Source organism: Stenotrophomonas maltophilia, assembly GCF_023518235.1.
Taxonomy (GTDB): domain Bacteria; phylum Pseudomonadota; class Gammaproteobacteria; order Xanthomonadales; family Xanthomonadaceae; genus Stenotrophomonas.
This window is the reverse complement of the sequence record NZ_CP090423.1, coordinates 4,225,773-4,245,796: the sequence shown is the minus strand read 5'-3', so window position 1 is coordinate 4,245,796 and position 20,024 is coordinate 4,225,773. Positions and strand designations below refer to the sequence as shown.

Genomic DNA, 20,024 nt, shown 5'->3' with positions numbered 1-20,024 from the left:
GCGGCGCCGGTTCAGGTTCGCCGCGGTGGATACAGCGGCGCCAGGCCAGTTTCGGCGGCGCCCGTAGCCGCTGACCAGTGCGGTCCGTCACGGAAGACCTCGCGCAGGCGCGCGCGCAGCGACGACAGATCGCCCTGCCCGCCCCAGCGCGCCTGCTGCAGCGCCTGCAGCACTTCTCGCTGGGCCGGATCACCGAGACGGGCAATGACCTGCTCGATGCGTTCAACGCCGGCCATTGCGCACAGCTGTGCTTCAACCTGTTCGAAACCTTCCGCGTCCAGCGCCCGGCGCAGTTCGGCCAGACCGGTACGTCCACTCGCTACCGTCGGCACCGCCGACGCGCCCGCCACGGACGCCGGCGCAGGCGGACGCCGCCCGCGTTGCCAGCCCCACAGCAGGGTCAGCAGCCACAGCACCGCCAGGCCGATGGCCGCGCCCATCCACGGCCACGGGTGCTCGGACAGGCCACTGGCCTGCGGGTCGGTTGCGGCGATGCGGCTGTCGCGGCCATCGGTACCCGGCAACGCGGCATCGGTGTCGATCGGCGGCAGTGCCGCCGGCGCGGTGTTGGCAGCGCCGGAACCGGCGGCAACAGCCAAGGTCAGGTCCGGCAGGTTCGCCTCCTGGGCCTTGCCCGTGCGCACGTCCCACCACGGCAGGCGCGGCCCCGGCACCACCAGCGAACCGGGCTGGCGCGGCACGATCGAATAGCGGCGGGTGATCTTCAACCGCGGCGTGCTGCCGTTGAAGGTTTCCTCGTACTGCGCTGGTTCGGCGAACACCTGCGCGCTGCTGCCGAGGTCGGGCACCGGCAGATCGGTGAACTGCGCGCGGGTGGCACCCTCGGCGATGGCTTCGACCACTACGTTGGCCGCCTCGCCGGCGCGGCCACGGGTGGGCGCGCTGGTGTAGCGCAGCTGCAGCGCCTGCAGCGGCAGCCAGGGCTGCGGTGCCTGCGCCGGCTGTGCCCGCACCTGCAGGGTGCGATCGGCACCGGTGGCGTTCATGCGCCCGTCGCCGCCGCCGAAGAAGTCGTCGAAGAAGCCGCCGGCACTGCGCCCGCTGAAGCGCGCACCGGCCAGCCGCAGCGCGCCGCTGCGCTCGGGAATCAGCAGAAAGCGCCGCTCGACCACGTTGTAGCGCCGGCCATTGACCTGGCGCACATCGGTGCGGTCATCGCCCACGCGCTGCAGCGACGCGCCGGCCGGGGTATCCAGCACCAGCTCGCCGGAGGCCAGCTGCGAGGCGAAGTACAGCCGCACCACCACGCCCACGCTCTGCTGCACATAAGGCGTCTGGTCATCGACAACGGTCTCGATGAAGGCCATCGCGTTGCTGTCCGGGCCGGCCACGCTGGCCGCCTCCACCTGCAGCGTCAGCGGCGCGGTACGCACGCTGCCCACCTGCAGGCCGGGAACCACCAGCGCGCCGCTGCGCCGGGGCGTCAACGCCACGCCGTACAGGTTGCGCTGCTGCATGCTGCCATTGCTCCACTCCACCTGGCGGCTGCTGGTCTGGCCGCTCAGGTCGAAGTCGGTGCGTAATGGCGTGAAGTCAGGGGCACCCTGGTCGCTCTCGACATTGAGGGTGACCGTATCGCCCATCACGATGTGGTCGCGGTCCAGCCAGGCACGCGGTTGCGCCCAGGCCAGCAGCGGCAGCCACAGCAGCAGTGCCGCCAGTACCTGCAGTGGCCAGCGCCCGTGCATGTTGATCGCCCGCGTCATCGCCCTTCCCTCTTCCTGCGTTCGTTTTCCAGCTGGAACTTGGCGCGCAGCAATGCGCCCGGATCATCCGGCACACGACGCATCCACGCCTCCACCGCCTGTTGCTCCTCGCGCTGGCGCGGCGTGCGGCCCTCACTGCCCGGCACGGGTTTGCCGTCCTTGTCGGCCTCACCCTCGCGCGCCTGCTGCATCGCCTGCTGCATGCGCTGGCGTTGCTGTTCGTCGGCCTGCGCCTGCGCCTTGGCATCCTCCACCTGCGGCGGAGCCTGCTGGCCATCGCGGCCACGTTCACCGGGCTGGGGGTTCGACCGCGAGGTGTCATCGCCGGGGCTGGGTTGCCCTTGCTGACCCGACGGCGGCTGACCCTGCCCGCGCGGCGTCTGGCCCTGCTGCGGCTGCCCCTGTGGATTCTGCTGGCCCTGCGGGCTCTGGGCCTGTTTCTGCTGTCCGTTCTGCGGCCGCTTCTGCTGATCCTGGCCCTGGCCGCCACCGGATTGCTTGCGCTTGCGCGCAGCTTCGACCACGGCACGGTTGGCCATCGCATCGGCCATGCCCGGATGCAGTGCCAGCGCACGGTCGTAGGCGGCGATCGCTTCGTCGTAGTTGCCTTGGCGCGCCAGCGTATTGGCCAGGTTGTACCAACCGGCATCGTTGTCGATGCCTTCGAACTGTCTGCGTGCAGTGGCGAAGTCGCCCTTGCGGTAAGCCTGAACCCCCTCGGCCAGGCGCTGGTGCTGCAGCTGGTCGCTACGCTGCCACAGCGTTCCCTGCGCGGGCTGCGAGGCCCGTGTCGCAGGTGCCTGCGCTTGCGCGTCATTCATCCATGGCATCAGGCCGACCGCGAGCACGGCTGCCAGTACCGCACGACGGCGGAAGGCCAGCAGTGCCAGCAGCATCACCAGCGGCAGCAGCCAGAAGCCTTCGTCGCGCCACTGCTTGCCTTCGCCCGGCCGCTGCGCGGCCGTACCCTCGCGCGCATCGAGTACGCCGAGCGCGCGCAGGTCGCTGTCATCGGCGGAGATCCCTGCATAGCGGCCACCACCGGCAGTGGCCACCGCGCGCAGGCTGCCCTCGTCCAGGGCGGCCTGGCGGATCTGCCCGCTGCCATCGCGATAGGCCGCACCAGCAGGCGTGCCCAGGCCCAGCACCGACACCTGCAGGCCCAGGCTGCGCGCCTGCGCTGCGGCCAGTGCAGCTTCACCATCCGCCTGGTCGCTGACCAGCAGGATCTGCCCCTGCAACGCACCGATCTGCCGCATCAACCGTGTTGCCCAGTCGATGCCGCGGTCCGCGCGCTGGCCATCGCGCGGCATCACCTCGGGCGACAACGCGTCCAGATACAGCGCAACGTTGCTGCCGTCGTCGGTGAGCGGCGCCACGGTGTAGGCATCGTCTGCATACACCACCAGCCCCACCTGCCCGCCCTGGCGCGCGCGCAGCAGCTGGCCCAGCTTCGCCCGCGCCTGCAACAGGCGCGACGGTGGCAGATCGGTGGCAGTGATCCGGCTGGACAGGTCCAGCACCACCAGCAGCGGCGCACTGGCCTGGAACATCGGTTGCGCCTGCTGGCGCCAGCTGGGTCCGGCCATGGCCAGCGATGCCAGCGTCCAGCCCAGCAGCAGGGCCCATGGCATGCGGGTACGGCGACGTGTACCGGCCGACAGCAGATGCGGCAGCAGGTGCGCATCCACGGACTGCCGCCACGCATCACTGCGTCGTTGCCGGTACAGCACCAGCGCAATGATCAGCGGCAACGCCAGCAGCGCCCACAGCCATTGCGGGCGCAGGAAATGGAGCGCGTTCCAGTCGGGAAGATTCGCGGCCAGGGCGATCATCGGCGCCGCTCCGGCCACAGCCAGGCCAGCACGCCCAGCAGCAACGCAAGACCCAATGGCCACGCATAGCGTTCTTCGCGCGGGCGCAGGCTCGGTCCCTTCGCGGCAATCGGCTCCAGCCGGTCCAGCTCGGCATAGATCCCGACCAGCTGCGCGGTATCGCGTGCACGGAAGAACCGGCCACCGGTCAGGCTGGCGATCTTCTTCAACGTGGCCTCATCCACCGGGTCCTGATCGGCGGAAACGGGAATGCCCAGAAAGCGCATGCTGCCATCCCCGCCGAAGGCGACGGTGTGGATGCGCACGCCTTCGGCGCGCGCCAGTTCGGCCGCGCGCAGCGGCTCCAGCACGCCTGCGTTGCTGACGCCGTCGGTGAGCAGGATCAGCACGCGCTGGCCTTCGGGCTGGCTGCGCAGGCGCTTCACCGCCAGCCCGATGGCATCGCCGATGGCGGTTTCGCGCCCCGCCAGGCCCACCACACTGTCGCGCAGCTGGTCACGCACGCTGGCCAGGTCGGCGGTGATCGGCGTGAGCGTGTAGGCACGGTCGCCGAAGATCAGCAGACCGATGCGGTCACCGGCACGGCGGTCAAGAAAGTCGGCCAGCACCGCCTTCGCTGCGGTCAGGCGGTCCACCGCCTGACCGCCCAGCACCATGTCGCCCTCGCTCATGCTGCCGGACACGTCCATTGCCAGCATCATCTGCCGGCCCTGCTGCGGCGGCGTAATGGCTTCACCCAGCTGCTGCGGACGCGCCAGTGCGACGCACAGCGCGCACCAGCCCAGCCACAGCAGCAGCGTGCGCAGCCACGACACGTCGACGCGCCCGCCAGCGGACAGCGCTTCCAGCTCACTCGCCGCATAGGGCACACGCAGTGCCGCGCCCGGGTCGGCGCGATGCTTCCACCAACGCATCAGCAATGGCAGCGGCAGCGCCAGCAGCACCAGCGGCCATGCCAACTGCAGCTCCGGCCACGGCCAGTAACTTGCCAGCAGGTTCATCGGCGGCGCTCCAGCAGCATCGCCAGATAACGCTCGCGGGCCCAGCTGCGCACCGCTGCCACGTCACCGGCGTCGACGCGGGGGCGATAGGCGCCTTCGGCCAACAGGCGACGGCGCGCGTTGGGCAACGTGCCGGCTGGATCCGCGCGCTGCCACCAGGCATCGTCGCGCAGCGATTCGCTGCCCGGCTGTGCGTGTCGCGCGGCACGGCGCAGCAGGCCGGCGATCGCCGCCAGTTGCGCTGTGGCATCGGTGGCGGTGGCCAGTTCCTGATCGAACACCTGCAACCAGCGCTGGCGACGACGGCGGCGCTGCCACCACATAAGGGCCAGCACCGCCACCACCAGCAGCAGCACGCCGCCGATCATCAGATAGCCCGGCGCCGGCGGCCACCACGGCGGTGCCGGCGGCAGCTGCACATCGCGCAGCGGCAGGTTGGCACTCATGCCGGCACCTCGGTCGGCGACGCAGCCAGCCAGGCGTCGCTGGGCGCGTCGGTGGACAGCACCTGCACATCGACGCGGCGTGCACCGAGCTGGCTCCGCAGTTCCTGCAGTGGTTCGACGAAGTGTGCCTGCCAGTGCGCCTGCACCTCGCCACGGCGCAGATCCAGACCGATGCGCTGCTGTGCGGTCTGGAACTGCAGGGCCGCCGAGGGCGGTTGCAGTTCCAGCGGATCGACCAGCAGCACCAGGCTGAGGTCGTGATGCTGGGCCAGCGCACTCCAGCGCGCCGGCGCAATCCGGATGGCCTGCTGCGGGTCTGCCAGCACCAGCATGCGCGCACCGGGGCGCAGTACGCGCGCCGCGTGGTCAAGTGCACGCTCCAGCCCCAGATCATCGGTGGGCGGTTGCGCATACCAGCGGGCCAGCGCGTCGAGCACACGCAGCACACCGCGTGGCCCACCGGCAGGCGCGATCGGGGCCTCGCGGTCACTACCGCGCAGGGCGCCAACGCGATCGCCGCGACGCTGCGCCGACCATGCCGCGACCGCGCCAGCGCGTGCAGCCTGCACCGACTTGAAGCGCACACGGGTACCGAAGTAGAGCGCTGGCGAAGTATCGGCCACGATCAGGCTGACCCGCTCGCGCTCGGCCTGGAACAGTTTGGTGTGGGCGCGACCGGTGCGCGCAGTGACGCGCCAGTCGATGTGGCGCGCGTCATCACCGGCAACGTACTCGCGCGACTCGGCGTACTCCATGCCACGTCCACGCATCGGTGACGGCGCCTGCCCGGCGTTGCCAGCACGCCCCCGCCGCGGCGGCGGCAGACGTTGCGCGAGGCGACGCAGGGCCACCAGTTCGGACAGCTGCGGGCGCAGCCCATCACCATCGCTGACGGTGGGTATCTGCTGCGGGGATCGATCGGTCATGCGCAGGCTCAGGGGGCCGGCACCCGGGCCAGCAGTTCCTGCACCAGCCGTTCGCCGTCCCAGCCCTCGGCGGTGGCTTCATAACTGGGCAGCACGCGGTGCCGCAGCACGTCGGCGGCGACGGCGCGCACGTCGTCGGGGGTGACGAAATCGCGGCCGCCCAGCCAGGCGCGCGCGCGCGCGCAACGTTCCAGGGCGATGGATCCACGCGGGCTGGCGCCCCAGGCGATGCGGCGGCCCAGGCCGGCGTCATAGCGCGATGGATCGCGCGAGGCCAGCACCAGTTCGATCAGATAGCGCTCCAGCGCCGGTGCCATGTGCAGGTCCAGCACTTCGCGGCGGGCATCGAACACGTCCTGCATCGGCAGCTTCTGCGGCGCCGCTGCGGCCTCGCCCAGCGCACCACGGGCGCGCTCGCGGGCCAGCCGCAGGATTTCCGATTCGGCCGTCTGGTCGGGATAGCCGATGCGCACGTGCATCAGGAACCGGTCCAGCTGCGCCTCCGGTAGCGGGAACGTGCCTTCCTGCTCGATCGGGTTCTGCGTGGCCATCACCAGGAACAACGGCGGCAACGCATAGGTGTGGCGCCCGACGGTCACCTGGCGCTCGCCCATGGCTTCCAGCAGTGCCGACTGCACCTTGGCCGGGGCGCGGTTGATTTCGTCGGCCAGCAGGATCGGGTGGAAGATCGGGCCGGGCACGAACTCGAATCGGCCTTCCTGCGGGCGCCAGATCTCGGTGCCGGTCAGGTCGGCCGGCAGCAGATCCGGAGTGAACTGCACACGGGCGAAATCGGTCTCCAGGCGTGCGGCAAGCGCGCGGATCGCGGTGGTCTTGGCCAGGCCTGGCGCCCCTTCCACCAGCAGGTGGCCATCGGCCAGCAGTGCGATCAACAGGCGCTCGACCAGCGCCGCCTGGCCGACAATTTCGGCCGACAATGCGTCGCGCAGCTGGCTGAAGGCCGCATGCAGGCGGCTGGCGCCCGGCGTGGACGGCGCGGGGACGGTTTCGGGCATCGGCGGAGGCAGGTTCATGGGGGCCTTTGACCGGCGCAGGACGGCACGGGTTCCCGACATCATCGCAGGGTGCCCTGCGATTGGCATCAAGAACGGCTGAACGGCATCCACGCATGGCGTGGATCTACCAGAGCATCCACGCGGGGCGTGGATCTACCCATGCCAGACGGCGCAGAACGAAGAAGGGCCGCACTGGGCGGCCCTTCTTGGTTTTGCCGGTGCGGGTGGCTCAGTTCTGCTTGGCCACGCGCAGCACCTTCGGGGTGACGAACACCAGCAGCTCGGCCTTGTCCTTGTTGCGGCCGCGCTTCTTGAACAGGTTGCCCAGGAACGGCACATCGCCCAGGAACGGTACCTTGCTGATGCTGCTGCGGTCGGTGAACTCGTAGACACCACCGATCACCACGGTCTGGCCATCTTCCACCAGCACGGCGGTGTTGACTTCGCGACGGTTGATCGACGGCACGGTGCCATAGCCCTGCAGTTCAATAAGGCGATCGACCTCATCCTTCTTCACCTGCATGTTGAGGAACACGCGGTTGTCATTGGTGATGGTCGGGGTGACGCGCAGTTCCAGCACCACTTCCTTGAACTGCACGTTCGGGGTGGAACCGGCGCCGCCTGCAGCACCGGTGCCGCTGATGGTGACGTAGCCGATTTCCTTGCCCTGCTTGATCATCGCCTCGCGCTGGTTGGTGGTGACCACGCGCGGGTTGGAGATCACCTCACCACGCGATTCCTCCTGCATGGCCGACAGCTCCACGTCCAGCAGGTAACCCGCATTGAGGATCGACAGCGCCAGCGAACCGGGATTGTTGGCCGCGGCCACCGGCAGGTTCCAGTTCAACCCGCGCTTGATGGTCGAGCCGCTGGGCACCGGTGCCGGGCCCACGCTGCCGCCGGCTTCCCATTCACGCACGGCCTTGGCATTGGCCAGCGCAGTATCGACCTGCGACTTGCGGGTCTCGGCGTTGGCGTCCAGGCTGCCGCTGAAGTAGACATTGTCACGGCTGCCGCTGATGCCGAACTTCGCACCCAGTTCGCGGGCGAAGGTATCGGTGGCAATGACGATGCGGCTCTCGATCAGCACCTGATCAACCGGACGATCGATCACCCCGATCAGTTCACGCATGCGCGCGATCTTCTTCGGAATGTCGCTGATCATCAGCGTGTTGGTGCGTTCGTCGGCCACGATGCGGCCACGCGAGGACAGGAACCCGCTGTCTTCCTGCGACGAGCTGCCACCATTTCCGCCGCTGCCACCACCACCACCGATGCCCTTGGCCTCGGTCAGCGCCTTGAAGATCTGCGTGGCGCTGTGGTAGTTGATCTGCACGTAATCGGTGACCAGGTCTTCGCGGTTCTCGATGGCGATGCGCGCGTCTTCCTTCTCCTGCTCGAACTTGGCCAGCTCGGCCTGCGGGGCCACCCAGATCACGCTGCCGTCGCGACGCTTGTCCAGGCCCTTGGCACGCAGCACGATGTCCAGCGCCTGGTCCCATGGCACGTTGACCAGGCGCAGGGTCACATTGCCCTGCACCGAATCGGATGCCACCACGTTGAGGTTGGATTCTTCGGCGATCAACTGCAGCACGGTGCGCACCGGCACGTCCTGGAAGTTGAAGGTCACCGGCTTACCGGTGAAGCCACGCTGGCCGACGGCCTTGGCCGCCTGGGTGACACTGCCGGCCGTGACCGCACCGACCGCAGCCGGTGCCTGGCGCGGGCTGATCTCGACCACGTACTCGTTGCCACTCTGGTAGGCCAGCGATTCCACCGCACCGCCGGTGCTCAGCACCAGCTGCGTGCCGGCCCCGGAGGGCTTGGCATCGATGCGCTGCACCGGCGTGGCGAAGTCGGTGACGTTCATCGGCTTCTGCAGGTTGGCCGGGAGGCGGGCGTTGCCGACGTCGACCACCACGCTGTTGCCCTGCGTGCGCAGGTCGGGGATCGCCCCCTGGCCGTCGAACTGCACGATCAGGCGCCCGGCGCCGTCATCGCCACGCTTGAAATCGATCTTGGCCACCGACAGGCCGGCCGGCGCGGTGGCTGCTGCCACGGTGGTGCCTGCCGGTTTCTCTGCCGGTGCGGCGGCCAGCGCCGGAGCGCTGGCCAGCATCAGCGCGACTCCCAGCGCGCTGATGCGGTTCAAGGTAGAGCGCCGGATGGGACGCAGCCCCTTGGCTTGGTGAAAGGTCATCGTGCTATCCCCAGTAAACGATCATTGATCTTCAAGCGAGAGCGTTGCAGGCCGTTCCAGCCAGCCGCCCGCGCCATCCGGCACCAGTTCGATCAGCTCCACGCGGTCTTCAAAGACCGCCGTGACCCGCCCGTCGCTCTGCCCCAGGTAACCGCCCGGGCGCACCCGGTAGGTCACCTTGTCCGGCCCCATCACCAGCGCTACGGTGCCGCCACCGGTACCGATGGTACCCACCATGTCCAGTGCATCCAGCGGGAAGCCTTCCAGAGGCTCCTTGCGCCGGTTCGGATCCGGCCGCAATCCGCCATTCCCCTGCTGCGGATTGGTCCAGGCATCGGTGAACGGATCGCGCATGCCCTGCGCGGAGTATTCAAAGGTTTCGAACTGCTGCATCACCGGCAGCGGCTCCAGCGGCTGCGCCGGTCGCGCACGCTCGCCTTCCACCCACTTTTCCAGGTTCGGTGCATCACCGGGAGTGCTGGTCACGCCGCGGCCGCAAGCGGCCAGCAGCAGCACAGCCAGCACCGTCGCACCCCGCAGGATCTGTGCGCGCATCACGGGGTCCCCTCCTTGCCTGCCTCAGCCGCCTGCTGCGCCTGCACCTCGGTCTCGTCCAGGTAGCGGTAGGTCTTGACCGTACCGGACAGTTCCAGGGCGCCGCTGCGGATATTGCCGCCGGTCTTTTCCTTGGGCTTGAGGTTGATGTCATGCATGGTCAGGATCACCACCCGCGGCAACGAAGCCACGCCACTGACGAACGCGCCGAACTGGTGGTAACTGCCCACCATGCGCAGCTTGATCGGCTTCTCGGCGTAGAACTCCTTGATCTGCTCCTGCTCCGGCTCGAACAGCTCGTTGGTCAGGCCACTGGACAACGCGGTCTGCGAGATGTCGATGATCAGGTCGGGCATTTCGGTCTTGCTGGGCAGCTGCCGCAGCATCTGCTGCAGCACCTGCTCCATCTGCGCCAGCTGCTGCTTCAGCGGCTCCAGGTTCACCGCGCGCTCCTGCTGCTTGGTGAACTCGCCGCGCAGCTCCACTTCCGTCGATTCCAGGCTGGCCAGCTCCTCGCGCTTGCCGCTGATCAGCAGCATCCACGCCACGAACATGATCACCAGCGCCAGCAACGAGCAGAAGACGATCTTGGCCTTCTGCGGCCAGTTGCCGATGTCGTTGAAATCCAGGTTCTTCAGATCGATCTTCTGGCTCATGCGCGGTCCCCCGTCAGCGGGGCGTTGAAGGCCTGCGGCGGCTGCGCCAGGCGGCTGCCCTCGGGCTTCGGCGCCGGGGCGGTGGGCGGGTTCGGCTTGGCCGCAGCAGGCGCCGGATTCGCAGCAGGTGCCGGAGCCGGCGCCGGTGCAGCCGGTGCAAGCTGGCCAGCGGCCGGTGCGGTCGGCGTTGCGGCGTCCGGGCCGGCGGCGAGCGGCGCCACCGGAGCCGGTGCAGGTGCCGCCACCGAGCCATCGGCGTTCAAGCCCGGCGTGGCCGAGGCCTCTTCACTCTGCGCCGGCAGCTTCACCTTGACCACGAACACGTAGGGCAGCGCCTTGATATCGGCAACCGGGCCGGTCTTGCCGTCCTTGTCCTTCTCCGGATCACGCGCCTCGATGATCGACAGTTCCGGGTTGGTCATCCAGCCGGACGTCTCCAGGTTGCGCATGTAGGCCGACACCCGCGCATTGGACTGGGTGCGCCCTTCCAGGGTCAGCACGTCGCCTTCCTGCTTCAGCGCGGTCAGCACCACACCGTCGGGAATCGTGCGCACCAGCGCGTCGAACAGGTGGACCATCTGCGAGCGCTTGGCCTGCAGTTCCTCGATCACCTTCTTGCGCGCCAGCAGGCGTTCCTTCTGCGCGTCGAGGCGGTCGATCTCCTTGTTCTGCTCCTTGACCTTCTCAATCTCGGCCTGCAGGTAGGCATTGCGGTCCATCTGGCCGCTGACCTGGCGGTCGTAGTAGAACCAGATCATCAGCGACAGCAGCAGGCCACCGACAGCGGCCATGCCCAGCATTGCGTAGAACTCGCGCTGGCGTTGCTTGCGCCGTTCGGCGCGCCAGGGCAATAGATTGATGCGTGCCATCAGTCGAAGCTCCTCAGCGCCAGACCGGTGGCGATCATCAGCGCGGGGGCATCCTGGGCCAGCGCATGCGCGTTCACCTTCGGCCCCAGGGTCATCTGTGCCAGCGGGTTGGCGACCACGGTCGGCACGCCCAGCTGTTCTTCGACCATCTCCGGCAGGCCCCCGAGCACGGCGCAACCGCCGGCCAGCACGATGTGATCGACGCGGTTGAATTCGCTGCCGGCATAGAAGAACTGCAGCAGGCGGCTGATCTGCTGGACCGTGGCCTCCTTGAACGGCTCCAGCACTTCCATCTCGTAGCTTTCCGGCAGCCCGCCCTGGCGCTTGGCCAGGCCGGCTTCCTCGTAGCTCAGGCCATAGCGGCGCATGATCTCGTCGGTCAGCTGCTTGCCACCGAACACCTGTTCGCGGCTGTACAGGCTGCGGCCGCCGCGCAGGACGTTGAGCGTGGTCATGGTGGCGCCGATATCGACCAGCGCAACCACGCCGTCGATGGACACCGGCAGTTCACTGGCGACCAGGGCGTAGGCGTTCTCGACCGCGAAGGCCTCCACGTCCATCACCTTGGCCTGCAGGCCGCCCAGCTCCAGTGCCGACTGGCGCAGCTCCACGTTCTCCGAACGCGATGCGGCCAGCAGCACCTGGACCATTTCCGGATTGTTCGGGATCGCCCCGATCACCTCGAAGTCCAGGTTCACTTCCTCGATCGGATACGGAATGTAGTTGACCGCTTCCAGCTCGATCTGGGCTTCCATGTCGTTTTCGTCCAGGTCGGCGGGCATCGGGATCACCTTGGTGATCACCGCCGAGCCGGCCACGGCAGCGGCGGCCAGCTTGGCCTTGCTGCCTGAACGGTTCATCGCGCGGCGGATGGCCTCACCCACGGCCTCCACTTCCACGATGTTCTTCTCCACCACCGCATTCGGCGGAAGAGGTTCCACAGCATAATGTTCCACACGGAAACGATTGCCGCTGCGGGACAGCTGCAAAAGCTTTACCGCAGTCGAACTGATGTCGACGCCAACGAGCGGCGACTGACTTTTTGGGATGAGCCCCACGGTTTCTCCCCTGCCGACGGGCACTTGGACGCAAGAGCTGCGTCCGCGCATTAATAACGTATTCTTAGCAAATGACAACCGCCCTGCTGTGAAATCCCTCACGGATTCACGATGCAGCCCCTGGCAATTCCCCTTGCGTTCCCCTGGTGCCGACCCCAGCCGCCACCTTGCGTAATCTATACTCTGCGACCACGAAATTCGCAATCGGAATCTGAACCCGATGACTCGACTCCGCCGCTGGCTGCGCTGGATCCTCCTGATTGTCCTGGTCCTGGCGCTGATCGGCGCGGCCGCTGTGGGCGGTCTGTATTACGCCGTGTCCTCCAAGCTTCCCGACGTGCAGACCCTGCGCGACGTGGAAATGCAGGAGCCGATGTACGTCTACGCTGCCGACGGCAAGCTGATGGCGGTGTTCGGCGAGACCCGGCGCACCCCCATCACCATGAAGGACGTGCCGGAGAAGCTGAAGCAGGCCTTCCTGGCCACCGAGGATGCCCGCTTCTACGAGCATGGCGGCGTGGACTACAAGGGCATCGCCCGCGCGGTGTGGCTGCTGGCCACCACCAACGACAAGCGCGTGCCCGGCGGCTCCACCATCACCCAGCAGGTGGCCCGCCAGTTCTTCCTCAGCTCCGAGTACAGCTATACCCGCAAGCTGGCCGAGATCCTGCTGGCGCGCAAGATCGAGTCCGAGCTGAGCAAGGACGAGATCTTCGAGCTGTACCTGAACAAGAGCTTCTTCGGCAACCGCGCCTATGGCGTGGCGGCTGCCGCCGAGTTCTATTACGGCAAGAAGCTGGGCGAACTGAACCTGGACGAGATGGCCTCGCTGGCCGGCATCCCGAAGTTCCCCTCCTCGGGCAACCCGATCTCCAACCCGGAGCGTGCCCGCCAGCGCCGCGACAACTATGTGCTGCAGCGCATGGCCGACCTGAAGTTCGTCACCCAGGCCGAGGCCGATGCGGCCAAGGCCGTGCCGATGCATGCCAGTGCGCATGAACCACCGGTGCAGGTGGACGCCCCCTACGTGGCCGAGCTGGTGCGCCAGGAAATGATCGCCCGCTTCGGCGGCGACGTGGTCAACAAGGGCTACCACGTCACCACCACCATCGATTCCACCCTGCAGACCGCGGCCAACCTGGCCGTGCGCGACGGCCTGCTGCTGTACGACCACCGCCACGGCTGGCATGGCGTGGAAAAGCAGGTGCCGCTGGGCGCTGGCGACGATGCCGCCGCCCTGGCCGAGCACCTGCGCGGCCTGTCCAGCCAGGCCGGGCTGTTGCCGGCGATCGTCGCCAGCACCGGCGCCGACGGCAGCGCCACGGTGGTGCTTGCCAACCGCAGCGAAGTGGTGCTGCCGGCCGGTGCCGCCAAGTGGACCAACAAGACCCCGGGCAAGCTGGTGCAGCGCGGTGACATCGTGCGCGTGCGCGCCGGCGCCAAGGAAGGCGAGTGGCTGCTGGACCAGATTCCGCGCGGCCAGTCTGCCCTGGTCTCGCTGGATGCCCACAGCGGCGCGCTGAAGGCGCTGGTGGGTGGCTTCAGCTTCTCCGGCAACAAGTTCAACCGCGCCACCCAGGCCCGTCGTCAGCCGGGCTCGAGCTTCAAGCCGTTCGTCTATGCGGCGGCCTTCGACAAGGGCTACAACCCGGCCTCGATCGTGCTCGACGCCCCGGTCGTGTTCCGCGACCGCCGCGGCAAGACCTGGGCGCCGCAGAACGACGGCGGCGGTTTCCGCGGCCCGATGCGCCTGCGCGAGGCGCTGGTGCAGTCGCGCAACCTGGTCTCGGTACGCCTGCTCGATGGCATGGGTGTGGACTACGCGCGCAAGTACATCAGCGAGTTTGGGTTTGCCGAATCCGAACTGCCGCCGAACCTGTCGATGTCGCTGGGCACCGCCTCGCTGACCCCGCTGTCGGTGGCGCGTGGCTATGCCGTGTTCGCCAATGGCGGCTCGCGCGTGGACAGCTGGCTGATCGACCAGGTCAACGACCGCGACGGCAACCTGGTGTTCAAGGAAAACCCGGCAATGGCCTGCCGCGATTGCGCCGGCAGCAGCGACCAGCCGGTCAACCAGGTGGTGGACGGCTTCAACTTCGGCGCCCCGGCGCCGAAGGTGGACCCGGCCGCGGTGGCCAAGACCGAAGCCAAGCCTGAAACCCCGGCGGCGCCGGCCAACCCGGATGCCCGCACCGCCCCGCGCGCGATCGACGCCCGCACCGCCTACCAGCTGGTGTCGATGATGCGCGACGTGGTCCAGCGCGGTACCGGCGTGCAGGCCAAGGTGCTCGGCCGCGAGGACGTGGGCGGCAAGACCGGCTCCACCAACGACCACCGCGACGCCTGGTTCTCCGGCTTCGGTGGCCCGTATGTGACCACCGTATGGGTGGGCCGCGACGACTTCCGTTCGCTGGGCTACCGCGAATACGGTGGCAAGGCCGCCCTGCCGATCTGGATCGACTACATGCGCACCGCGCTGAAGGACACCCCGATCGCGCAGAACGACCCGCCCAGCGGCATGGTCCAGGCCACCCTCAATGGCGCCACCGAGTGGGTGAAGGTGGAAGACATGGACCGCCTGACCGACTACGACCTGAACCTCAACACCCCGCAGGCCGACGCCGCCGCGTTCGATATCTTCTAAGAGGCAGGTATGGGGAGTGCCAACCTCGGTTGGCACTGCCTTTGTAGAACCGAGCATGGCTCGGCTCAACAGCATCAACGGCCTGCCTTGCCCCGGTAGCTGCCAACCTTGGTTGGCGCCCTGTGCCGACCAAGGTCGGCACCTGCCAGAGCCGCAACATCCGTCATACCCACGCAGATGTCACATCCTTGCGCTAGTCTGTAGCCAGGTCGCAACAGGAGTCATCGCATGCATCGCGCACGCCAGCATGCTGCCAGCCAGACCCGCGAGCGGCGCCACCGCCTCGCACATGAAGCCGCCCGCCTGATGGCCGAAGGCGGCATCCGCGACTACCACCAGGCCAAGTTGAAGGCCGCCAGCCGGCTCGGCATCCACGACGATGCCTCCCTGCCGCGCAACACCGAGATCGAAGACGCCCTGCGCGAGTACCAGCGGCTGTTCTCCGGGCCGCAGCACGGCAATGAGCTGCAGCGCCGCCGCGAGGCCGCGCTGCGCGCGCTGGAGTTCCTGCATGGCTTCACCCCGCGCCTGGCCGGCCCGGTACTGGACGGCACCGCCGACGCCAACAGTCCCGTGCAGTTGCACCTGCACAGCGATGACCCGGAAGCCGTGCACCGCTTCCTGGACGAGCATGGCATCCCTGCCGAATCGCGGGTGCGCCGGCTGCGCATGGACCGCGAGCGCAGCCTCGACGTACCGGTGTGGGTGTTCAGTGCCGAAGAGCTGACCTTCGATCTGGCCGTGCTGCCGTATGACGCCCTGCGCCAGGCGCCCTTGTCGCCGGTGGACGAGAAGCCGATGCGCCGCGCGTCCGCCGCGCAGTTGCGGCAGGTGCTGGCCGACGCCGAGATCACCGCGTACATCGGGGGATGACAGCGCGCCGGGCCCTGCCCGGCGCTTCCCGCTGCGTTACCAGAGCAGGTGCGGGTCCAGTGCATCGCCGTGCAGAACACGCGCCATCCATGGCGCCGCTGCGCGATGCGGGTACTCCAGCATCATCCGCGCGTGCATCCTTTGCAGCTCGCCCAGCAGCCAGAGCTGGTCATGCGTGTCACCGAACCCATCGGACCATGCGCTGCGTACGCGTACCCGCTCGCCACCGCTGAGGTCGGGCATCCTGTCCAGCGGCACCTCCAGGATCGCCTGCAGGCCGACGGTGATCGCCCTGTTCTCCGCCTCGGCCCGGCGCAGCAGTTGCAGGTGATGCAGCACCCGGTTGCAGTCATAAGGGAAGCAGCCGTCCGTCGCATCGATGTACTCGGCGACATCCGCGAGCAGATTGGCCTTCAGCTTCCAGAGCATCTCGCTCTGCAGCACCTGGCGCACACGCATCGCGCGCAGCGTGCCATCGCGCACCGCTTCCGGCGTCGCGAAGGGATCGCCGCCGCTGCCATTGCCATGGCGGACCAGCACGATGCGATGGATCGCCTCGCGCGAGACACTCTCCACACGCACGGCCACCACATCCGGATGCACGCGCGGTGGTGGCAGACCGACCACCCGTGCGTAGTACCAGAGCACCAGCACCACGCCGGCCAGGCACGACGCGCTCAACAGCGACCATCGATCCAGATGCCGGGTGTAGTAGCGATAGCGCGCACGCCACAGGTAATAGCTACGGTAGCTGATAAAGCGGCTCATGAACCGGTACACTGCCATCTCCTCGGCCAGTGCCCCGGCACGGCGGGGCTTGTTACGCGCACCACGCCGGGGCGTCATGGCTTACCAGCCGATACCCACACCCACGCCCAAGGTGCGTTCACCACTGTTGGTGAACGCACCATTGAGGCTGAAGGTGGCTGAGCCCTTGTCGTTGAGCACGCGCTGGTAACCGACCGCCATCGCCGACTCGCCATCGCTGTAGCCCACACCGGCACCGAGGCGGTTGTAGGTGGCAAGGCCAGCAGTGTTCATCGCCATTGCGCTCTGTGCGCTGCTCATCGCCGCCATGCGGTTGAAGCGCTTGTCCATCCTGTTCAGGCGCGCATCGACCTCGCGGGAGATGCCGTCGCTGTACTCATTGGCGCGGGCCAGCATCCGCTCCAGCTCAGCGGTGTCGACCTGCGGCGTGGGCGAGGCGGTGGCGTCCTTCTTCGGTGCAGTCTGTTGCACTGGCGCTGCGCCCTCCGCTGCGGACGCAATCGGTGGCGCTCCGTTGATGTCCGCAGCTGGCGCCCCCTCTTCGCCAGGCGGTGCCGACATCATCGCCAACGCGCGCGGCTGCGCCTGGTCATCGACACGCTGCTCCAGCCCGTCCATGCGGCCATTCAGTTGCTGCTGCACGGCATGCAACTGGCCACCGTTGACCGCTTCGCGGCTGCCAGCGGCGACCAGGCCGTTGGCCACGTTGGACAACACCATGCCATCGGCACCTGCAAAACTGATCTGGTCCCGGCCATCGGCGCGGAGATGGCCGGCATCCTGGAACATTGCGTGAAGCCGGGTTTCGACCTGGTCGATACGACGGCCGCCGGTGACGATGGCCGAATCAAGGGTGGCCAGCGCATCACCGACGGTTCGTTGTTCAGCGCCCTGCACGGTGTAGGTCGGGGCGATGATGCCGCCGCCGGCATCGACATCGGCGCCGCCACCCAGGGTGAACAGCGAGAGGCGCATCTGCTCGACGGTCACTGCGTCATGCCCGTCAATGCCACGGTTCACGTTGATCAGGCGCCGCTTCAACCCGAGGTTGCCCACGGACACCACATTGGAGCGATCGGCATACGAGCCATAGCCGAGAGCGACCGCATTGTCCGCGCCTGCGCCCACGCGGGAAGCGGCGCCCAGCGCCACGCCGGCCCGGGTCTCGACACGCGAGTTCGCCCCCAGTGCGAATCCATCCGTGGCTCCCGCAAGTACATAGGCCGCACGCCCCAGCGCAACCGAATTCGTGCCCAGCGCCTTGGTGAAGCTCCCCACAGCGGTCCCGCCTTCCTGCCCCGGCCCGGTACTGGCCTCGGACGATTCGCCCATTGCCACGCCGAACCAGCCTGCGGCCGCGGGCTCGCTTTCGTCATCGGTACCGATCCTGAAGAACCGGCCCACATCCTCGAGCGCGCGAACCCGGTCATTCGTGGCGAACAGCTGCCCACCGTTGACAGCGTCGGTGCTTGCTGCGGACGACACGTCACCAGCGGCAACACGCTGTATCGCGCCACCAGCGGCGTCCACGTTGCCATCTGCACCGAATCGCACGACACCCTCCAGATCCGGGTCGAAGTCCTCGAACTCGGCACGCAGCCGCTCCAGGTCGATGCGGTTGTCGCCGATGCGCAGGTTATGTGCGGCGATCTGCCGGCGCTGGTCATCGATCGTCAGCTGCGTCGCGTGCAGCTGGCGTCCGGTCACCGCGTCATTGCTGGAGTTGCTCAGCGTGCCATCGGCTACACCGGTGACCTTTCGATTCGCGTTCGATCGATTACGGATGTCGAGCACGAGACCGCTGTTCTCCGCGCCCACGCGCACGTTTCCACTCGTCGACACCTGATTGATCAAGCCTCGCAGCGCGGTGGTCTGGGACAAGGCAGTATTCGCCGAGCTCTGCGCTGCGTTGGCCGCGTTCCTGGCCGCGGTCACATTGGTATTGGTGGTGTTGAGCTGCTTGCCGGTCACAGCGTCGCTGCTGGATGCATTCACGTTGCCATCGGCCACATTGACGATCCTGCGCTTGCGTGTGCTGTTGCCTACGGAGAGCTGGTTGCTGCCGGTGGTCACCGAGTTGGCGCCGATGGCGATGGATTCGACATGCTGGGCGCGCGATCCGCTGCCGATCGAGATCGCGTTCTGGCCATTGGCATAGGCATCGTGCCCCAGTGAAGTTGCACCCACGCCGTTGGTCGCAGCCCGTGTACCTATCGCGGTGCCCTGCGATCCATTCATGTTGATGGCGTAGCCGACCGCGACGTGATCATCGCCACGTGCATGGCTTTCGGTGCCGTAGACATTGCTGCGGTTGCCATTGATGCTGGAGCGTGAGCCCAGGATCATGCTCTTGTTACCGGACACCGTGGAGTTCTGGTACGTCGTGTCTACAGTCAACGCACTCTGGTGGTGGAGACTGGATACGGCGGCGGCCGGCTGCATGGAGGGAGCGGCGAACAACGCCACCGGGAACACCGTCCCGGCAACCGGCACATCCTGCTGATACTCCTCATCACGCTCGTTGCCGGCCCAGGCCGGAAGGACAATCGCCAGGCCCAGCGCAAGACTGGTCACGGCCATCCATCTGCGCGGCGCGGCGGAGTCGCATGGCCGGCGGTGGGGAATGCCGGCCTGCATGCGGAAGCGGGGGGGGCGCGGAATCTTGCTCATCAGGTTCTCCTTGACACACTGCACGAATGCCGCCGCTGGCCTGGAACCGCACAGCCGCGGCGATGATTCAGGGGGTAAGCGTCTGCACGTGCTCGCGATATCCATCGCGGGTGAGCCGATAGCGCAGCTGGACGCTGTGGCCGGGCTGCAGGTCGAACGGCAGGGCCACCTGGCTGCCGGGGTACAGGCTCCGCGACAGCACGTGCGCCGTGCAGCGAGTGCCTTGGCAATCGGCCACGCTGGTGATGCCCAGGCGCAACGTTCCGGCGTTGTGCAGCACGTTGTCGCGCACCTGCACGTCGACCCGCCCATCGGCGGGCACCACGTTCACCAGGGCTCCCCACACCAGGCTCACGCCGAGACTGGCTCTGGCCGAGCTGTTGCCGGTGGCAAGCGTGCCTTCTTCCGGCCCCCGCACACCCTCGAAGTAGACGCGATAGGCGGTCTCGCGCTGTACAGGCTGCAGCGGGATCACACGGATGAGTCGATTGCCACCGCCTGCCAGCACGAACTTCGCCGGCGTGATCGCAATGGCCGCCGTACTCGGCTCGATGTCCACCTCCTGCTCATCCGCATCGGCAGCTTGGTCGATGCGCTTCAGCGACGCCTGAACGTACTGCGGCTGGGTGGACTGGGAGTACACGCGGATGTGCGTGCCCTTGCGTGCATCCACGGACGCCCGCATCGGGTGCACGGTCAGGTTGGCCTGCGCGCTGGGCAGGACCAGCAGCAGGGAAAGAGGCAGGTAGCGCAGGGCAAGGTTTCTCATGTCGTCTCCAG

At 67.7% G+C, this 20,024-nt stretch carries 16 protein-coding genes; 2 read left to right on the top strand and 14 right to left on the bottom strand.

Annotated elements, in window-relative coordinates:
• Nucleotides 1-11: 11 nt before the first annotated feature.
• From LZ605_RS19715 to LZ605_RS19665, 11 genes are all read right to left on the bottom strand, one after another.
• Nucleotides 12-1,727 carry a BatD family protein gene (locus tag LZ605_RS19715; RefSeq protein ID WP_249842997.1) on the bottom strand — a complete coding sequence of 572 codons (1,716 nt, stop codon included), beginning with the start codon at nucleotides 1,725-1,727 and terminating at the stop codon, nucleotides 12-14.
• The gene (locus LZ605_RS19710) at nucleotides 1,724-3,562 is read right to left on the bottom strand and encodes a tetratricopeptide repeat protein (RefSeq protein ID WP_249842996.1); all 1,839 of its coding nucleotides are present in this window, start codon (nucleotides 3,560-3,562) and stop codon (nucleotides 1,724-1,726) included. The genes LZ605_RS19715 and LZ605_RS19710 overlap by 4 nt, the downstream gene beginning before the upstream one ends.
• Nucleotides 3,559-4,563: a vWA domain-containing protein gene (locus LZ605_RS19705; RefSeq protein ID WP_249842995.1), complete on the bottom strand. Its 1,005-nt coding sequence runs from the start codon at nucleotides 4,561-4,563 to the stop codon at nucleotides 3,559-3,561. The genes LZ605_RS19710 and LZ605_RS19705 overlap by 4 nt, the downstream gene beginning before the upstream one ends.
• Nucleotides 4,560-5,009, bottom strand: coding sequence for a DUF4381 family protein (locus LZ605_RS19700; RefSeq protein WP_249842994.1), 450 nt, complete (start codon nucleotides 5,007-5,009; stop codon nucleotides 4,560-4,562). Before LZ605_RS19700 ends, LZ605_RS19705 begins: the two co-directional genes overlap by 4 nt.
• Nucleotides 5,006-5,935: a DUF58 domain-containing protein gene (locus LZ605_RS19695; protein ID WP_249842993.1), complete on the bottom strand. Its 930-nt coding sequence runs from the start codon at nucleotides 5,933-5,935 to the stop codon at nucleotides 5,006-5,008. The genes LZ605_RS19700 and LZ605_RS19695 overlap by 4 nt, the downstream gene beginning before the upstream one ends.
• An 8-nt stretch (nucleotides 5,936-5,943) precedes the next feature.
• The gene (locus tag LZ605_RS19690) at nucleotides 5,944-6,969 is read right to left on the bottom strand and encodes an AAA family ATPase (protein WP_249842992.1); all 1,026 of its coding nucleotides are present in this window, start codon (nucleotides 6,967-6,969) and stop codon (nucleotides 5,944-5,946) included.
• A 211-nt stretch (nucleotides 6,970-7,180) separates the two neighbouring features.
• Nucleotides 7,181-9,151, bottom strand: a complete 1,971-nt coding sequence (locus tag LZ605_RS19685; protein WP_057496787.1) for a type IV pilus secretin PilQ — start codon at nucleotides 9,149-9,151, stop codon at nucleotides 7,181-7,183.
• Nucleotides 9,152-9,172: 21 nt separating this feature from the next.
• The gene (locus LZ605_RS19680; RefSeq protein ID WP_107231669.1) at nucleotides 9,173-9,706 is read right to left on the bottom strand and encodes a pilus assembly protein PilP; all 534 of its coding nucleotides are present in this window, start codon (nucleotides 9,704-9,706) and stop codon (nucleotides 9,173-9,175) included.
• Nucleotides 9,706-10,362: a type 4a pilus biogenesis protein PilO gene (locus LZ605_RS19675; RefSeq protein WP_107231668.1), complete on the bottom strand. Its 657-nt coding sequence runs from the start codon at nucleotides 10,360-10,362 to the stop codon at nucleotides 9,706-9,708. The genes LZ605_RS19680 and LZ605_RS19675 overlap by 1 nt, the downstream gene beginning before the upstream one ends.
• Nucleotides 10,359-11,231, bottom strand: a complete 873-nt coding sequence (locus LZ605_RS19670; protein WP_249842991.1) for a PilN domain-containing protein — start codon at nucleotides 11,229-11,231, stop codon at nucleotides 10,359-10,361. Before LZ605_RS19670 ends, LZ605_RS19675 begins: the two co-directional genes overlap by 4 nt.
• Nucleotides 11,231-12,289, bottom strand: coding sequence for a pilus assembly protein PilM (locus LZ605_RS19665; RefSeq protein ID WP_057496791.1), 1,059 nt, complete (start codon nucleotides 12,287-12,289; stop codon nucleotides 11,231-11,233). Before LZ605_RS19665 ends, LZ605_RS19670 begins: the two co-directional genes overlap by 1 nt.
• A gap of 220 nt (nucleotides 12,290-12,509) precedes the next feature.
• On the opposite strand from LZ605_RS19665, the gene LZ605_RS19660 reads away from it, so the two are divergent.
• Both LZ605_RS19660 and LZ605_RS19655 read left to right on the top strand, forming a co-directional pair.
• Complete coding sequence (locus LZ605_RS19660) at nucleotides 12,510-14,933, top strand: penicillin-binding protein 1A (protein ID WP_306803761.1); 2,424 nt, start codon at nucleotides 12,510-12,512, stop codon at nucleotides 14,931-14,933.
• Between the two features lie 228 nt (nucleotides 14,934-15,161).
• The gene (locus tag LZ605_RS19655) at nucleotides 15,162-15,806 is read left to right on the top strand and encodes a hypothetical protein (RefSeq protein ID WP_107231665.1); all 645 of its coding nucleotides are present in this window, start codon (nucleotides 15,162-15,164) and stop codon (nucleotides 15,804-15,806) included.
• Nucleotides 15,807-15,842: 36 nt separating this feature from the next.
• On the opposite strand, the gene LZ605_RS19650 is transcribed toward LZ605_RS19655, so the two are convergent.
• The 3 genes from LZ605_RS19650 to LZ605_RS19640 all read right to left on the bottom strand — a co-directional run bounded on the left by LZ605_RS19650 (nucleotide 15,843) and on the right by LZ605_RS19640 (nucleotide 20,013).
• Entirely contained in the window at nucleotides 15,843-16,586 is a 744-nt protein-coding gene (locus LZ605_RS19650) for a hypothetical protein (protein WP_249842990.1), read from the bottom strand.
• A 69-nt stretch (nucleotides 16,587-16,655) separates the two neighbouring features.
• Nucleotides 16,656-19,244 carry a YadA-like family protein gene (locus LZ605_RS19645; RefSeq protein ID WP_249842989.1) on the bottom strand — a complete coding sequence of 863 codons (2,589 nt, stop codon included), beginning with the start codon at nucleotides 19,242-19,244 and terminating at the stop codon, nucleotides 16,656-16,658.
• 67 nt (nucleotides 19,245-19,311) lie between these two features.
• Nucleotides 19,312-20,013 carry a pilus assembly protein gene (locus LZ605_RS19640; RefSeq protein WP_249842988.1) on the bottom strand — a complete coding sequence of 234 codons (702 nt, stop codon included), beginning with the start codon at nucleotides 20,011-20,013 and terminating at the stop codon, nucleotides 19,312-19,314.
• Between the last annotated feature and the right edge of the window lie 11 nt (nucleotides 20,014-20,024).